The sequence below is a fragment of the Streptomyces sp. NPDC030798 genome, assembly GCF_055572275.1.
In genome coordinates this window covers 57,919-71,105 of sequence record NZ_JBVIDR010000019.1, presented here as the reverse complement: position 1 = coordinate 71,105, position 13,187 = coordinate 57,919, and the positions used below count along the sequence as shown (strand labels likewise).

Below are 13,187 nucleotides of genomic sequence, written 5' to 3'. Positions count from 1 at the left end.
CACTCACGAGTGTTCGCTTTTCATTGAACACTTGAGCGGGGAGTCTGCCATGCGCACAGTCGAGTTCCAGCAGTACGGCGGGCCCGAGGTGCTGCGGGTGGCGGCGGCCGAGGTGCCCGAGCCCGGCCCCGGGCAGGTCAGCGTCGACGTCGCCTACACCGGCGTGAACTTCGCGGACCTGAAGGCGCGGGCGGAGGGCTACCGGGTGCCCCGGCTGCCGTTCGTCCCCGGCCTCGAGGTCTCCGGGCGGGTCCGGGCACTGGGCCCGGGGGTCACCGGGCTGAGCGTCGGCCAGGAGGTGGCGGCCCTGACCGGGGGCGGGGCCTACGCGGAGGTCGCCCTGGCCGAGGCGGCCACCGTCTTCCCGCTCCCCGCCGGCATGGACCTGCGCACGGCGGCCACCCTGCCGACGGTGCTGCCGACCGCGTACGCCCTGATCCACACCGTGGGCCGGCTCCAGCCGGGCGAGACGGTGCTGGTCCAGGGAGCGGCGGGCGGGGTCGGCACGGTGGCGGGCCAGTTGGCGCGGGCGGCGGGCGCGGGGGCGGTGTACGGCGTGGTGTCCTCGGCGGCGAAGGCCGCGTACGCCAAGGAGCACGGCTACGACGAGGTCTTCACCGGCGCCTTCCAGGAGCCGGTGCGGGAGGCGACCGGCGGCCGGGGCGTCGACCTGGTCCTCGATCCCGTCGGCGGCGACACCCTGCGCGCGGGGCTCGCCTCCCTGGCCGTCTACGGCCGGCTGGTCTCGTTCGGCAACGCGAGCTCGGCCGAGCCGTGGACCGTGGGCCAGCCCGAGCTGTACCCGCTCGGCATCTCCGTCTCCGGCTTCTCCGTCCTCACCCTCGCCGGCACGGCCCCGGCCGCCCTGCGCCACCTCGCCGAACAGGCCTTCGCCAAGGCGGCCGACGGCACGGTGACCCTCCCGGTGACCGCCGAGTTCCCGCTGGAGGAGGCGGCGGAGGCGCACCGCCTGATGGGCTCCCGCACGAGCACGGGCAAGCTGCTGCTGCGGGTCCGGGGAGCCTAGGTCCTGTCGTTGCCACGGCGTCCGCCGTGCCGCACCCTGATCCCATGGATCAGGAACTGGCCCGCTCCTGGCTCGGGACGGCTCTCGGCGAGGCCCGGGCCGGGCTGGCCGAGGGCGGCATTCCGATCGGGGCGGCGCTGTACGGGCCGGACGGTGCGCTGCTCGGGTGGGGGCACAACCGCCGGGTTCAGGACGGGGATCCCTCGCTGCACGCGGAGACGGCCGCGTTCCGGGCGGCGGGACGGCGGCGTTCGTACCGTGGGACGACGATGGTGACGACGCTCTCCCCGTGCTGGTACTGCAGCGGGCTGGTCCGGCAGTTCGGGATCTCCCGGGTGGTGATCGGCGAGGCCGTCACCTTCCGGGGCGGCCACGACTGGCTGGCCGGGCACGGAGTGGAGATCGTGCTGCTCGACGACGCCGAGTGCGTCGCACTGATGCGGGACTTCATCGGGAAGCATCCGGAACTGTGGAACGAGGACATCGGTGAGTGAATCCCGGATTCCGACCGTCGATCTGCGGCCCTGGCGCGACGCGGACGCGCAGGCCCGCCGGCGCCTCGCCCGTACCGTCGACACGGCTCTGCAGAGCGCCGGCTTCCTGCTGGTCACCGGGCACGGGGTGGAGCCGGGTCTGCGTGCCGCCGTCCGGGAGGCGGCCCGGCGGTTCTTCCTGCTGCCCGTCGAGGCGAAGCGGGCGTACGAGGCCCGGGTCGGCGGACGCGGGTGGCTGGGCCCCGGGGCCGAGGCCAACGGGTACGCCGAGGGGACCGCGACACCTCCCGACCTGAAGGAGTCGCTGACCTTCGCCACGCACGAGCCCTTCGAGGACCCGGCCGTCAACGCCGAGTGGTGCCTGCCCAACGTGTGGCCGGCGGAGGTGCCCGAACTGCGGCCGCTGTGCGAGGAGTACCTGGCGCGGATGGACCGGCTGTCGCGGGAGCTGCTGACGCTGCTCGGACACGCCCTCGGGCTGGAACCCGACTTCTTCTCCCGGCACATGGACCACCCGACGTACGGCTTCAACATCAACTGGTACCCGGGGACGGACGTCGTCGGCGCACCGCAGCCGGGGCAGTTCCGGATCGGGCCGCACACCGACTTCGGCACCGTCACCATCCTCGACCGGCAGGCGGGCAAGGGCGGCCTGCAGGTGTACACGGACGACGGCGGCTGGCAGGACGCGCCCTACGACCCGGCCGCCTTCACCATCAACATCGGGGACCTGATGGCCCGTTGGACCGGTGACCGGTGGCGGTCGGGGCGGCACCGGGTACTGCCGCCGCCCGTCGACGCGCCCGCCGAGGAGCTGATGTCCCTCGTCTACTTCGGCGAGTGCACCCCGGGCACCCGCGTGGAGTCCGTGCCGGCGCCGGTGGGGCGGGTGGCGTACCCGCCGGTCGACTCCCATGTCTATCTGCGCGAGAAGCTGGACTCGATCACTGTCGGTTCCTGAACCGCCCGCACCCCGCACTTTCCGTACTCCCTGCGACCGTTTCGTGACCCAATGGTCATCACTGACTCTGGTCCGGAGCAACTTCCCCTTCCTACACTGCTGTTAGGGGGGTGCGGTGGGCAGACGATTGCATGGGCGCGGCGCGCTGTTCGATGTCGACCCGGCCGGTCTTGCGCCCCGGCTCGTGGGCCTGCGCCCCCACCACCACCGCGGTCATCCGCTGGAGCACCCCGACGAGCTGCCCTTCGTGGTGCTCACCGGTGCCCGGGGTCTGGGCAAGAGCGCGGTGCTGGACGAGCTGCGGGACGCCTACCGGGGGCACACGCCGGTCGCGCTGATCGACTGCGCGGAGGAGCAGTTCGCGGGCCCGCCCGCCGAGCGGCCCGCCGAGTCCTGGTCGCCGGTCGCCCAAGGCCTGCTGGTGATCGCCGAGCAGTTGGCCGCGCCGGTCACGGGTGCCGGGCGGATCACCTTCCCGCGGCTGATGTCGGGCCTGGTGGCGGTGGCCGCGGGGGGCTGGGGCGACGCCGACTCCGAGCGGATCCGCCGGGAGGTCGAGCGGATCCTGCTGCTGAACGAGAGCGGCTCCTGGATCAGCGGCCTGGCCGGACGCTGGGCCGGAAAGGTGGCGGCCAAGGTCGTGGCCGCGGCCACCGGCACCGGCCCGCTGCTCTCCGGTGCGATCGAGGCGACCCTGGAGTCCATCGCCGAGGGCTTCACCAGCCGGCGCCACCAGAAGGCCTCGGTGTGGTACCGGACGTATCCGAACGCGGGCGGCCACGCCCAGCGCGGCCTGATGCTGCTGTCCGGCCACTTCCGCGCGGGCGGCACCTCCCGCGAGCACGCCGAGCGCTACCTGGTACGGGCGCTCCTCGCCGACCTCACGGAGGCCTACGCGGGCGTCCTGCCCCGTATGCAGCGCCTCGGCCGGCCCCTGGTGCTGATCGACAACGCGCAGACCGCGCCCGGCCCCGGGCTCGTGGAGGCCGTGCTGCGCGACCGCGCCGAGGGCGTCGCCGACCAGGTGGCGTTCGTCGCCGCCCGGCGCGGCGAGGCCCGCGAGAGCCTGCACAACGCGGTGCGGCGGGAGCTCGCGGAGGTCGCCCGGCGCAGCGACTGGGCCCCGGACACCGCCCCCTCCTCACGGGCGCTGCTCGTCGCCCTCGCACCGCTCAGCCCCGACGACACCCTGCACCTCATCGGCGCGGTCTGCGCCGACACCGCCGTACCACCCCAACTCCCGCACGCCACGCACCGGCTGACGGGCGGCAACCCGCTGGGCATCGTGCTGCTCGCCGAGTCGGCCGCGCAGAACCTGCCCGGGGCGTCCTCGCTGGGCGAGCTGCTCACGGCGGACGTGCGGCCGGGCGAGGACCGGCCGGCCGCGCCCGCCTACCGGGCGCTGCTCGACCGGCTGGTGCCGGCAGAGCACCTGGAGGAGCTGACCGTGCTGGCCGCCGCCCACGACCACGACTCGGCGTGCGCGCTGGCCACCGCCCTGCTGCCGGACACCTTCGGGCCGGCCGACGTACGGGCCCTGCAGACCCGGCTGGCCGAGGAGGGGCTGCCGACCGTGCCGGGCCGGTTCGTGGGCGACCCCTTCGTGCGCACCCTGCTGCTGCTCCGGCTGCATCTGCGCGACGCCGACCACGCCTCGTGGCGTACGGCGCACGAGACGCTGATCGAGCACTACACCGGCCCGGAGCAGGCCCTGTACCGGCTCCACCACGAACTCGCCCTGGGCAGCACCGAGTCGGCGGTCGCCCACCTGCGCGACACCTTCCTCACCCTGGACACCCGCGCCTGGCTGCGCACCCTGCGCTTCGTGGCGTCCGCGCCGTACTTCCACGCGCACGACGCCGAGGGCCGTGACTCCACCGGCCCCGGCGACCACCGGACCGCCGTGGCGCTCGGCGGCACCGACGCCGGCCAGGAGCCGCCGCAGGGCGTGGACGCCGTCCTCCATCTGCGGGTACGGCGGCTGCTGCACGCGGTGTGGCAGCTGTCCGATCCGCTGGTGCTGCCCGACCCGAAGGTGGGCGACCGGCTGCGCTTCGAGCTGGAGCAGCTGTCCAACCTGCGGCCGGCGGGCAACGCGCTGCTGTGGCGGGCGTCCCGGGACTGGCCGGCGGCGGCGCTCGCCGGGCGCCCGCTGGACGGCCCCGAGGACCCCGGCGACACCGACGACGGGCCGGACGACCGGAGCGGGGAGGCGTGATGGCGCGCAGGGGCATGGGCACATGGATGCGTGAGAGCGTGTGGGAGATCCCGCTGCGCCGCTATCTGGCCCTGCTGGTGACGGCCGCCCTGGTGGCCGGGCTGGTGTTCGCGGTCCGCTCGCTGCTGCACGAGAACCGCTCCTGCGCGCCGGGGGTGTCCCGGCCACCGGGCAGCGAGGAGTGCGTGGGCGTGGCGACGGGCTCGTACGCCTTCGGACACGCTCAGCTGGAGAGCGTCGTACGGGCGATCTGGCGGGAGAACGACCGTCTCAAGCCGGGCAGTTACGTGACCGTGGCGCTGATGCTGCCGTACAGCTCCACCTCGGCGACCAACCTCAACGACATCCAGCACCAGTTGCAGGGCGCCTACCTGGCGCAGTACCAGGCCAACCACGACTCCAACGGGGAGGCGCCGGCGATCCGGCTGGTGCTCGCCAACCCGGGGGCGACCGGGGACCACTGGCAGCAGACGGTGGATCAGCTGGCACGGATGACGTCGGGCACTGACCGGCTGCGGGCGGTCGCGGGCATCGGGCAGAGCACCGACAACAACAAGAAGGCCGTCCGGGAGCTGACCCGGCGCCACATCCCGGTCGTCGGCTCCTCCATCACCGCCGACGACCTGGCCAACGGCCGGCAGGGCAAGGACCCCTACCCGGGACTGGCCCGGGTGTCGCCGACCAACACCGACGAGGCCCGGGCGCTCGCCTCCTTCGCCAAGGTGAGCGCGGGCAGGGCGCTGCTGGTGTACGACAAGCCCGGCGACCCGTACACACGCACACTGCAGAAGTCGTTCGCGGCGCTGATCAAGGGCTCGCCGTACGAGCCGCAGCCGTTCACGCCGCCCGCCGACCGCAGCGAGGAGGGCACGACCGCGAACACGTTCCGGCAGATCACCCATCTGGTGTGCGACACCTCCCGGGAGACCGACACGATCCTGTTCGCGGGCCGGCACACCCAGCTGCGGCAGTTCATCAACGCGCTGGGCGGGCGCGGCTGCCAGGACCGCGCCTTCACGGTGCTGACCGGCGACGAGGCCTCGTACCTGACCCACGAGGACGATCTGGACCGGGCCGCGCTGCGCCACAAGCTGGCCGTGCGCTACACCTCGCTCGCCCACCCGGACGCCTGGACGAAGGACCCGGCGCGGACGGGCGGCTCGGCGGCGGACTTCGAGACGCTGCAGAAGCTGCTGACCACCGCCGCCCGGGGGCCGGTCGGGCCGGTCGGGTCCGTCGCCCTGGACGACGGGCAGCTCATCATCGGCTACGACGCGCTGCGGCTGGCGGTGCACGGCATCCGCGAGGCGGTGCCGGACGGCGGGAAGATTCCGGCGCCGGCGGACGTGGGTCTGCAGTGGCCGCAGGTCAAGGGCTCGCTGCGGGTGGACGGCGCGAGCGGCTGGATCTGCCTGGACGTGCACGGCAACCCGTACGACAAGGCCGTACCGATCGTGGAGCTGACCCCGGAGGGCGGCTCGCGGTTCGTGCGGATCGCCTGGCCGGAGGGGAAGCCGCCGGCGAAGGAGTGCCTGCCGCCGTCGTAGGACGGCACAGCGCCACGTCGCCTCAGGTGAACTGGCCGGGCAGGAGCTGTTCCTGGCCCGGGGTGTCCTCGGACGGCTCCAGGTTGGCGATCAGGCGTTCGAATCTGGCGCGCCAGCGCGCCTCGGACTCCCCCTCGCCCCGGAACTCGTGGGTGAAGCGCAGCACGCACCCCTCCTCCCCGTCCCGCTCCAGATGGAACCGGATCCGGCCGCCGTCCCCGACGGTGTACTCGGCGACCCGGTCCACGTCCCAGGCGGTGACCCGCCCGCCGCCCAGCTCACGCAGGGTGACCGCGCCGTCGAGCCGGGGCTCGAGAACGTCGACGGCGGTGCACCAGCCCCCGAGTCCTGCGGGGGTGGCCACCGCCGTCCAGACGTCCTCCATGCGCCGCGGGATCCGCACCAGGAAGTGGAGTATGTGCGTGTTCCCGTGTGTCTGGCTGGTGCCCTGTTCGATGGAACCGCTCATGACACCAGTGTCACCGACCGGCGACTCACACGCCCGCGTACGAGTGCTTGCCGCTGACGAAGATGTTGACGCCGTAGTAGTTGAACAGCCAGCAACCGAAGGCGATCATCGCCAGGTAGGCGGCCTTGCGGCCCTTCCAGCCGGCCGTGGCACGTGCGTGCAGGTAGCAGGCGTAGGCGACCCAGGTGATGAAGGACCAGGTCTCCTTCGGGTCCCAGTTCCAGTACCGGCCCCAGGCGTCGCCCGCCCAGATCGCGCCCGCGATGATCGTGAACGTCCACAGCGGGAAGACGGCCGCGTTGACCCGGTAGGCGAACTTGTCCAGCGAGGCGGAGGCGGGCAGCCGCTCCAGCACCGAGGTCGCGAAGGAGCCGGGCTTGCCGCCGGTCTGCAGCTTGTTCTCGTAGGCGTCCTTGAACAGGTACAGGATCGTGGCGACCGCGCCGACGTAGAACACCGCGCCGCAGAAGATCGCGGTGGAGACGTGGATGTACAGCCAGTACGAGTGCAGCGCCGGGACCAGCTGGTCGCTGGCGGTGTACAGGACGGTGACCGCCAGGCCCAGGTCGAGCAGGACCGTGGTGATCAGGAACAGACCGAGCCAGCGCACGTTCTTCTTCAGCGCCAGCAGCCCGAGGTACACGCCGACGGCGACCGTGGAGAACGTGATGTTGAACTCGTACATGTTGCCCCACGGCGCCCGCTCCACCGAGGCCGCGCGGGCGACGACGCCGCCCAGCTCCACCAGGAACGCGAGCACCGTGAGCGAGATCGCGATGCGCCCGTAGAGGTCGCCCTGCTCGTCGCCGCCGTGCGCGCCGGGACCGTCCGGCACGTCCCGGGCACCGGACGCGGAGCGCACGACCACCCTCGGCCGCTCCAGTACGGCGGTCCCGCCGGCCTTCTGCACGGTGACCGCCGGTCCCGCCTTCTGCCCGGCCCCGGAGGTCAGCGCGGCGGCCGTCCGGCCGACCCTGCTGCGGCTGCCGAGCAGCCACTCGGCGATGTACGCGAAGAAGGCCAGCGTGTAGACGGCCATCGAGGAGTAGATCAGCGTGTTGCTGATGCTCGCGAGGTGTTCGTTGGTCGCGACGGCGAGCTCGGTTGCGGCGGCGAGAGTCACTTCTCAGCCCCTTCAGCAGGTACGACGGGGGATTCGGGGGTGTCGTCGTCGGCGTCGGGTGCCCCCGGCGCCTGGTCGTAGAGGGTGCCGGCGAGGTCGCCCAGTTCCTCGGGGACCTTGGCGGACTCGCTGCGGCCGAGGCCGGCCATCTCGACCACGGTGACGCCGTCGGCGCCGCGCACCGCACGCACCCAGACCCGGCGGCGCTGGATGAACAGCGAGCCGGCCAGACCGAAGATCGCGGCCAGCGCACCGCCGAGCGCCCAGCCGCTGCCCGGCTCCTGGACGATCTCGAAGCCGGCCCACTCCTTGACGTCCTTCTCGAAGGTGATGGACCCGGCGCCGTTCGGCAGCTGCATCGTGTCGCCCGGCCGGAGCAGCTTCTTCAGCAGCTTGCCCTTGGAGTCCTTGAACGCCTTCATGTGCTGCGTGTCCAGCTGGTACACGTTCTGCGCCACGCCCGAGTTCACGCCCAGGTTGCCGTGGTAGGCGTTCACCGCGAGCAGCGGGTTCAGCAGCGAGGGGAACTGGGAGAGCATCGTGCCGCTCTGCGGGTCGAAGGTCGGCACGAAGAAGGCCTGGAAACCGAGCTGGTCCTTCTTGCCCTGCGCGTCGCGGTAGCCGTCCATCACCTTGATCACGCCGTTGGAGGTGACGTTGCCGTCCAGCGGCAGCAGCGGCGTGGCGGCGTGGTAGACCACGTTCCCCTTGCCGTCCCGGACGGTGACGACGGGCGCGTAGCCGTGGCTGACCAGGTAGACCTTGGAGTCGTCGATGTGCAGGGGCTGGTTGACCTTGATGGTGGTCGCCTGCTCCTTGCCGTCCGCGCCCTTGCTGTACGTGATCTTCGCCTCGTAGGTGCGCGGGGTGCCCCGGTTGGGGCCGCTGACCTCGTAGGTGCCCCGGAAGTCCTTCAGGTCGAAGCTGAACGGCACCAGGTCGTCGGTGTCGAAGAGGCTGCCGGAGCGGAAGTCGTCGTACATCGGCAGCACGTTGGAGAAGCCGTCGCCCTCCACCATCAGCTTGGTGCCGTCCGACTTGTAGAGCTGGCCCGAGGCGAAGGCGACCAGCAGCACGATCAGCGCGATGTGGAAGACGAGGTTGCCCAGCTCCCGCAGGTACCCCTTCTCCGCGGCCACGGCGTCGCCCGCGACATGGGCGCGGAAGCGGCGCTTCTTCAGCAGCGCGAGCGCGGCCTCGCGCACCTGCTCGGGGTCGGCGGTCGTGCGCCAGGTCGTGTAGGCGGGCAGCCGGGTCAGCCGCTTGGGCGCGGCCGGCGGACGGCCGCGCAGCTGGCCGACGAACTGCCAGGTGCGCGGAACGATGCAGCCGATGAGGGAGACGAACAGCAGGATGTAGATCGCGGAGAACCACACCGAGCTGTAGACGTGGAACAGGCCGAGCTTGTCGTAGATCGGCGCGAGCGTCGGGTGGGCCTTGCGGAAGTCGTCGACCTTGTTGATGTCGGCGCCGCTCTGCGGGATCAGCGAGCCGGGGATGGCGCCGAGCGAGAGCAGCAGGAGCAGCAGCAGCGCCACCCGCATGGAGGTGAGCTGCCGCCAGAACCAGCGGGCCCAGCCGATGACGCCGAGGCCGGGCGCGGGTCCGGCCGTCAGCTCCTCCTGGGGGGCGGTGGAGAGCTGGGAGCCGGCCGCCCCCAGGTCCTCCTGGTCCCGGCTCTTGTCGGTGTCGGTCGTACTCATCGATCAGATCCCCACAGAGAAGCCGTCGGACCAGGTCTGCATCTGCTGCACCAGGGCGTCCCAGGCGCCGGTCAGCAGCAGCACACCGGTCACGATCATCATCGTGCCGCCGATGCGCATCACCCACACATAGTGGCGCTTGACCCAGGCGAAGGCGCCGAGGGCCTTGCGGAAGGCGACCGCGGTGAGGACGAAGGGGACGCCGAGGCCGAGGCAGTAGACGATCATCAGCAGTGAGCCGCGGGCGGCGCTCGACTCCTGGAAGGAGAGGATGTTCACCGCCGACAGCGTCGGGCCCATGCAGGGCGTCCAGCCTATGCCGAAGAGGGCACCGAGCAGGGGGGCGCCCAGCAGCCCGCCCGTCGGCCGCCGGTGGAAGCGGAACTCGCGCATGGTGAACCAGGGCAGCAGCCCCATGAAGAACACGCCCATGACGACCATGAGCACGCCGAGCACCTTGGTGAGCACGTCCTTGTGCGTCTGCAGCGTCCAGCCGAAGGAGCCGAACAGTGCCCCGCCGGAGATGAACACCGCGCTGAAGCCGAGGACGAACAGGGAGGCCCCGGCGACCATCCGCCCCTTCCTGGCCTCGGCCAGGTCGGTGCCGGCGACTCCGGTGACGTAGGAGAGGTAGCCGGGGACGAGCGGGAGCACGCAGGGCGAGAAGAAGGAGACGAGCCCGGCGAGCAGGGCGATCGGCAGCGAGATCAGCAGCGCGCCGTGCAGCACGGTCTCGTTCTGGCCCGTCTGAGCGGCCAGCGGCAGGAGGGCGCTCACGTCACTTCTCCGCCAGGACCGGCTTGAGCATGTTCACCAGCGCCGTGTCGTCGAGCGCCTCCAGCGCCCGGGCGGCGACCTTGCCGTCCTTGTCGATGATGAGCGTGGAGGGGATCAGCTGCGGGTTCAGGGTGCCCTTCTTGAAGCGCAGCATCAGCCGGCCCGTCGGGTCGTACAGGCTCGGGTAGTCGATCCCGTGCTCCTTCTCGAAGGCGAGGGCGGGGGTCGTGCTGGTATCGCGGGTGTTGATCCCGACGAACTGCACGCCCTTGCCCTGGTAGGCCTTGGAGACCTTGGAGAAGTACTGGGCCTCCTCCCGGCAGGGGCCGCACCAGGAGCCCCAGACGTTGATGACGACGACCTTGCCCTTGTACGCGGCGACGTCCAGGGTCTTGCCGTCGATCGTCTTGCCGGACAGGTCCGGGGCCGGGGCGCGCTTGCCCTGCGGAACGGTGTCGATGCCGTTGTTGCCGGTGACGAAGTTGGTGTTGCCGCCTCCGCCGGAGGTGCCGCCGTTACCGCACGCGGACAGGGTCAGGGCCGCCATGGCGGCCACGGCACTGAGCAGGACGGCGCGGCTACGGGTACTCATGTGAAAAGTTTCGCATGCCTGTTCCGGGGATCTTTCCCGCCCCCCTGCCGGGCGGAAAACCGCATTTCAGGAGCTTTTTACACGGGACAATTCGGTCATTTGCTCAGGCGGCGTCGCCGGTGGCCGACTTGGTATCCCGCAGGAAGGCCTTCCAGCCGCCCGCCGGCTTCTGCCCGACCTCGAGGGTACGCAGCCTGGCGAGGACCTCGGGCTTCTGCACGTCCATCCAGTCCACGAACTGCCGGAAGGAGACCAGGCGCACATCGGCCCCCTTCTCCTTCTCGCGCGCGATGTACTTGAAGGCCTCCTCGACGGAGTCCATGTAGATGCCGCCGTTCCACTGCTCGAAGTGGTTGCCGACGAAGAAGGGCGCCCGGTTCGTCTCGTACGCCCGCCGGAACCCCTGGATGTAGGCCTGCGCGGACTGCCTGCGCCAGTGCGGGTAGTTGTAGGCCGGGGCCTTGGTCGAGTTGACCGACTGGTTGGCGAGCATGTTGTAGTCCATGGACAGGACCTCGAAGGAACGTCCGGGGAAAGGTATCTGCTGCAGGGGCAGGTCCCATATGCCCATCCGCTTGACCGGCCAGACCTGGCGCCCGCCCGGCGAGGAGGCGTCGTAGCGCCAGCCCAGCTCGCGGGCGGTGGGCAGCAGGTTGTCCTGGCCGAGCAGACAGGGCGTCCGGCCGCCGACCAGCTCCTTGTCGTAGTCGAACGGCAGGGACGGCAGCTCGGTCCAGCCCGTGTTGGTCCGCCACTGCTTGACGAACGCCTTGGCCTGCTGGATCTCGCTGCGCCACTGCTGCGGGGTCCAGCGGGCGACGGAACCGGATCCGGCGCAGAAGTGGCCGTTGAAGTGGGTGCCGATCTCGTGGCCCTCGAGCCAGGCCCGGCGCACGTTGGCCAGCGTGGCCTTGACGTGCGGGTCGCTGAGGTAGCCGATGTCGGAGGCGCCGCGCGGGTTGTTCGGGGGCTCGTACAGCCGCTTCTTCGACTCGGGCAGCAGATACAGCCCCGAGAGGAAGAAGGTCATGCTCGCGCCGTGCTCCTTGGCGAGGTCCAGGAAGCGCGGGAAGAGGCCGTTGCCGACCTCGCCGGCACCGTCCCAGGAGAAGATCACGAACTGCGGCGGGGTCTGGCCCGGCTCCAGCGGCTCCGGCTCGGCGGGCTGGTGCGGCTGCCGGCCGGTGAAGGAGGTGGAGCCGTCGCCGATGGGCCGGGCGGGACGCGGGGCGCTGCGCCCGCCGCCACCCGGTCCCTTGCCGCTTCCGCTTCCCTTGCCGCTTCCGCTTCCGTGGCGGGAACCGTCCGGGTGGCCGCCGCCGTCCGAGGACGTGAGGCTCCCGCAGCCGGCGAGTCCGGCGGCGGCAGCCGCGCCCGCGCCGAGGCCGAGCATGCCCCTCCGGGAGAGGGGCCGGGTGAAGGTGCGCATGGAGAACCCCGATTCGTCACGCCGTCTGGTGGTCACCCAGTCAGAGGGCGCGACGGTCCGGAAGGTTCCGCTATTTTCTTATGTTTTTCACAACAGAAGCGGCACAGGTGTACCAAGTCCTGCCAAACGGGGCGTAAGTGACAGGGTGTCAGACCTGGCCGGGCGGGTCAGGCCCCGAAGGCCTTCCCCTGGGCGGTGCCCTTCCCCTTCTGCGGCTTGGCACCGGCCCGGAGGTGGACCGGGACGAGGTCGATGGCGGGCTCGGTGTAGCCGACGGAGACGATCCTGTCCCCCAGATAGGTGAACGTCGTCAGGGAGGCCAGGGTGCACTGCCGCTTACGCGGGTCGTGCCACAGCCGCCGCTTCTCGACGTACGACCGCACGATCCAGATCGGCAGCTGATGGCTGACCAGCACCGCCTCGTGCCCGCGCGCCCGGTCCTTGGCCGCGTTCAGCGCGCCCATCATCCGCACGACCTGGTCGACGTACGGCTCGCCCCAGGACGGCCGGAACGGGTTGACCAGGTGCTTCCAGTTGTCGGGCTTGCGCAGCGCGCCGTCCCCGACGCCGAAGGTCTTGCCCTGGAAGACGTTGTCGGCCTCGATGAGCCGCTCGTCCGTGGCGAGGTCGAGACCGTGCGCCTTGGCGATCGGGGTCGCGGTCTCCTGTGCGCGCTCCAGCGGGGAGGCGCACACGTAGGTGATGTCCCGGGGGGCGAGGTGCTCGGCGACCCGGTCGGCCATCTTCCGGCCCAGTTCGGACAGGTGGTACCCGGGCAGCCGGCCGTAGAGGATCCCGTCCGGGTTGGCGACCTCGCCGTGCCGCATGAGGTGGACGACGGTGATGT

The 13,187-nt window shown here is 71.4% G+C and carries 12 protein-coding genes; 5 read left to right on the top strand and 7 right to left on the bottom strand.

The features are described from left to right. Positions 1-49: 49 nt before the first annotated feature. From ACZ404_RS33325 to ACZ404_RS33305, 5 genes are all read left to right on the top strand, one after another. Entirely contained in the window at positions 50-1,027 is a 978-nt protein-coding gene (locus tag ACZ404_RS33325) for a quinone oxidoreductase family protein (protein ID WP_468446497.1), read from the top strand. 44 nt (positions 1,028-1,071) lie between these two features. Further along, positions 1,072-1,521: a nucleoside deaminase gene (locus tag ACZ404_RS33320; RefSeq protein ID WP_468446495.1), complete on the top strand. Its 450-nt coding sequence runs from the start codon at positions 1,072-1,074 to the stop codon at positions 1,519-1,521. Beyond that, entirely contained in the window at positions 1,514-2,482 is a 969-nt protein-coding gene (locus ACZ404_RS33315; protein WP_468446493.1) for an isopenicillin N synthase family dioxygenase, read from the top strand. Before ACZ404_RS33320 ends, ACZ404_RS33315 begins: the two co-directional genes overlap by 8 nt. 115 nt (positions 2,483-2,597) lie before the next feature. Next, a complete protein-coding gene (locus ACZ404_RS33310; protein WP_468446491.1) occupies positions 2,598-4,700 on the top strand; it encodes a hypothetical protein in 2,103 nt (700 codons plus the stop codon). Next, positions 4,700-6,247: a type 1 periplasmic-binding domain-containing protein gene (locus ACZ404_RS33305; protein ID WP_468446489.1), complete on the top strand. Its 1,548-nt coding sequence runs from the start codon at positions 4,700-4,702 to the stop codon at positions 6,245-6,247. The genes ACZ404_RS33310 and ACZ404_RS33305 overlap by 1 nt, the downstream gene beginning before the upstream one ends. Positions 6,248-6,269: 22 nt before the next feature. Here the strand turns inward: ACZ404_RS33305 and ACZ404_RS33300 are convergent, their stop codons facing one another. The 7 genes from ACZ404_RS33300 to ACZ404_RS33270 all read right to left on the bottom strand — a co-directional run bounded on the left by ACZ404_RS33300 (position 6,270) and on the right by ACZ404_RS33270 (position 13,167). Beyond that, entirely contained in the window at positions 6,270-6,716 is a 447-nt protein-coding gene (locus ACZ404_RS33300; protein WP_468446487.1) for an SRPBCC family protein, read from the bottom strand. Between the two features lie 25 nt (positions 6,717-6,741). After that, complete coding sequence (gene ccsB / locus ACZ404_RS33295) at positions 6,742-7,839, bottom strand: c-type cytochrome biogenesis protein CcsB (protein WP_468446485.1); 1,098 nt, start codon at positions 7,837-7,839, stop codon at positions 6,742-6,744. Then, the gene (gene resB / locus ACZ404_RS33290; protein ID WP_468446483.1) at positions 7,836-9,542 is read right to left on the bottom strand and encodes a cytochrome c biogenesis protein ResB; all 1,707 of its coding nucleotides are present in this window, start codon (positions 9,540-9,542) and stop codon (positions 7,836-7,838) included. Before resB ends, ccsB begins: the two co-directional genes overlap by 4 nt. 3 nt (positions 9,543-9,545) lie before the next feature. After that, positions 9,546-10,319, bottom strand: coding sequence for a cytochrome c biogenesis CcdA family protein (locus ACZ404_RS33285; RefSeq protein ID WP_468446481.1), 774 nt, complete (start codon positions 10,317-10,319; stop codon positions 9,546-9,548). 1 nt (position 10,320) lies between these two features. Further along, entirely contained in the window at positions 10,321-10,911 is a 591-nt protein-coding gene (locus ACZ404_RS33280; protein ID WP_468446479.1) for a TlpA family protein disulfide reductase, read from the bottom strand. A 103-nt stretch (positions 10,912-11,014) separates the two neighbouring features. After that, positions 11,015-12,340 (bottom strand): polysaccharide deacetylase family protein, encoded by a 1,326-nt coding sequence (locus ACZ404_RS33275; RefSeq protein ID WP_468446616.1) that lies wholly within the window; start codon positions 12,338-12,340, stop codon positions 11,015-11,017. Positions 12,341-12,507: 167 nt separating this feature from the next. Beyond that, positions 12,508-13,167 carry a histidine phosphatase family protein gene (locus tag ACZ404_RS33270; RefSeq protein WP_468446614.1) on the bottom strand — a complete coding sequence of 220 codons (660 nt, stop codon included), beginning with the start codon at positions 13,165-13,167 and terminating at the stop codon, positions 12,508-12,510. Between the last annotated feature and the right edge of the window lie 20 nt (positions 13,168-13,187).

Coding starts and splice junctions, on each gene's coding strand:
- ACZ404_RS33280 (WP_468446479.1), bottom strand. CDS start 10,911: ATGAGTACCCGTAGCCGCGCCGTCCTGCTCAGTGCCGTGGCCGCCATG.
- resB (WP_468446483.1), bottom strand. CDS start 9,542: ATGAGTACGACCGACACCGACAAGAGCCGGGACCAGGAGGACCTGGGG.
- ACZ404_RS33270 (WP_468446614.1), bottom strand. CDS start 13,167: ATGCGGCACGGCGAGGTCGCCAACCCGGACGGGATCCTCTACGGCCGG.
- ACZ404_RS33300 (WP_468446487.1), bottom strand. CDS start 6,716: ATGAGCGGTTCCATCGAACAGGGCACCAGCCAGACACACGGGAACACG.
- ACZ404_RS33320 (WP_468446495.1), top strand. CDS start 1,072: ATGGATCAGGAACTGGCCCGCTCCTGGCTCGGGACGGCTCTCGGCGAG.
- ACZ404_RS33305 (WP_468446489.1), top strand. CDS start 4,700: ATGGCGCGCAGGGGCATGGGCACATGGATGCGTGAGAGCGTGTGGGAG.
- ACZ404_RS33275 (WP_468446616.1), bottom strand. CDS start 12,340: ATGCGCACCTTCACCCGGCCCCTCTCCCGGAGGGGCATGCTCGGCCTC.
- ACZ404_RS33325 (WP_468446497.1), top strand. CDS start 50: ATGCGCACAGTCGAGTTCCAGCAGTACGGCGGGCCCGAGGTGCTGCGG.